At 69.2% G+C, this 2,105-nt stretch carries 2 protein-coding genes; both read right to left on the reverse strand.

Annotation, left to right across the window (positions count from 1 at the left end; all coding sequences use genetic code 11):
• Positions 1-40: 40 nt before the first annotated feature.
• On the reverse strand, positions 41-853 hold the full coding sequence (istB, locus tag AB0B72_RS40140; protein ID WP_367745048.1) for an IS21-like element helper ATPase IstB: 813 nt from the start codon (positions 851-853) through the stop codon (positions 41-43).
• Positions 853-2,082 (reverse strand): IS21 family transposase, encoded by a 1,230-nt coding sequence (istA, locus tag AB0B72_RS40145; RefSeq protein WP_367745050.1) that lies wholly within the window; start codon positions 2,080-2,082, stop codon positions 853-855. Before istA ends, istB begins: the two co-directional genes overlap by 1 nt.
• Between the last annotated feature and the right edge of the window lie 23 nt (positions 2,083-2,105).

Here is a 2,105-nt window from a genome sequence, read left to right on the forward strand (position 1 = left end):
CTGAAAGTTGACCCCCTGGCGTTGATGTTGCTGCGGATTGTTACTGATGGTCGTTGCTGGTCTCGGCTGCAGGGACACGGCCGAGGTCGCGGTTTTTGAGCCGGTAGCTGTCTCCCTTCAGGCTGATGACCTCGGCGTGGTGAACGAGGCGGTCGATCATCGCGGCGGCGACGACATCGTCGCCGAAGACCTCACCCCAGCGGCCGAACGGCTTGTTGGAGGTGACGATCAGCGAGGCGCGTTCGTATCGGCTGGAGACCAGCTGGAAGAACAGGTTCGCCGCCTCGGGCTCGAAGGGGATGTAGCCGACCTCGTCGACGATGAGGACGGGGATGCGGGCGAGTTTGATGAGCTCGTCTTGGAGTCGCCCGGCGGCGTGGGCCTCGGCCAGACGGGCGACCCACCCGGCGGCGGTGGAGAAGGCGACCCGGTACCCGGCCTGGCAGGCCCGGATACCCAGCCCGATCGACAGGTGCGTCTTGCCGGTGCCGGGCGGCCCGAGGAAGACGACGTTCTCCTTGGCGGTGACGAAGTCCAGGGTGCCCAGATGGGCGATGACCTCCCGCTTCAACGACCGCTGATGGTCGAAGTCGAAGTCCTCCAGCGCCTTTCGGGCAGGGAAGCGTGCCGAGCGGATGCGGGCCTCGCCGCCGTGCGACTCGCGGGCGGCGACTTCACGCTGCAGGCAGGCGGCCAGGAACTCCTCATACGTCCAGGACTCGGCCCTGGCCCGCTCACCGAGCCGTTCGATGGCCGCGTGCAGCGACGGGGCCTTCAGCACCCGGGTGAGGTAGGCCAATTCGGCCGCGACGTTCCTGCCGGCAGTCGCGGCGGCGGTTGTGCCGCTGGCCATCACGCCACCCCCTCAACGCCGAGCACAGCGTCGTAGTCGCCAAGCCTGCGCTGTTCGACCTCGACTTCGGCCGGAGCCGTCGCCAGCTGGACGTGGGCGGCGCGGCGCATCGCCGCCGCGGCTCGGGCGTGGTCGGGGTCGGTGATGGTCTGATGGGCGGCCCAGCACCGCTCATGGCGGGCCACGACCTGCCCGGCGCAGGTGACGGTGACCTGCTGGGGGTCGGCGACCACCTGCACCAGCCGGCCGACCGCCGAGGGGTGCACCGAGTAATCGTTGGAGGCAACGCGCACGTAGTGATCGCGGGCCAATCGGATGGCGCTGCGCCACCCGACCACCGGGGCGACCGGCGGCAGCGCCACCATCGCAGCCCGGTCGGCCACGATCCGGTCTGCGGGCCTGCACTCGATCCGCCGATGATGGCGGGTGTTGGCCCGATGCGCCAGCCAGGCGTCCAGCTGGGCGTTGAAGTCGTGTGGATCGGTGAACGACCGGCCCGGCAGGAACGAGGTTTCCAGGTAGCCGTTGGCCCGCTCGACCAGCCCTTTGGCTTCCGGGTCGCCCGGTCTGCACTGCAGAATCCGCACCCCCAGGGTGCCGCGGAACGCATTCGCCTCACCGGTCAGCTGCGGCCGGCCGCCCTTCCACTGCCCGATCGCGCTCTCGTTGTCCCACACCAGCGTCTTCGGCGTGGCGCCCAAGCCGCGCAGCAGTGTCCACATCCCGGAAAACAGGTCACCGGCCGCCCGGGACGGCAGCATCTGTGCCATCAGCCACCGCGAGTACCCGCAGACCATCACCAACACCGGCAGGCTCGCCGTCTGCCCGGCACCCACCGGCACCTTCACCGGCGGGAACCACAGATCGCACTGAGCCAGCTCGCCCGGCTGATAGCTGGTCCGTGACGCCGGATCGGCGGGCTTGTACTGCGGCCGCAGAACCCGGATGCGGTCCTTGAGCACCGTGAGCGAGTTGGCCCAGCCGATCCGCTCGGCGATCACGGTCGCGGGCATATCGGGGAACTCCTCCAGCAACAGCCGGACCTGCGGCTCTACCACGTCCACGATCGACCCCCTGCTCGCCCGCTGGTATCTCGGCGGCGCCTCGGCCGCCAACGCACGCTTCACGGTGTTCTTCGAGATGCCCATCCGCCGAGCGATCGCCTTGATCGGCATACCTTCGGCTCGGTGCAACCGGCGGATCTCCGCCCAGTCCTCCACCTTGATCACCCTCCACGGTGACAGCAGAGGGG

Source organism: Microbispora sp. NPDC049125, assembly GCF_040802045.1.
Taxonomy (GTDB): domain Bacteria; phylum Actinomycetota; class Actinomycetes; order Streptosporangiales; family Streptosporangiaceae; genus Microbispora.

What these genes read in the sequence shown, in the direction of transcription:
- istB (WP_367745048.1), bottom strand. Translation starts at nt 853, where the DNA reads ATGGCCAGCGGCACAACCGCCGCCGCGACTGCCGGCAGGAACGTCGCG.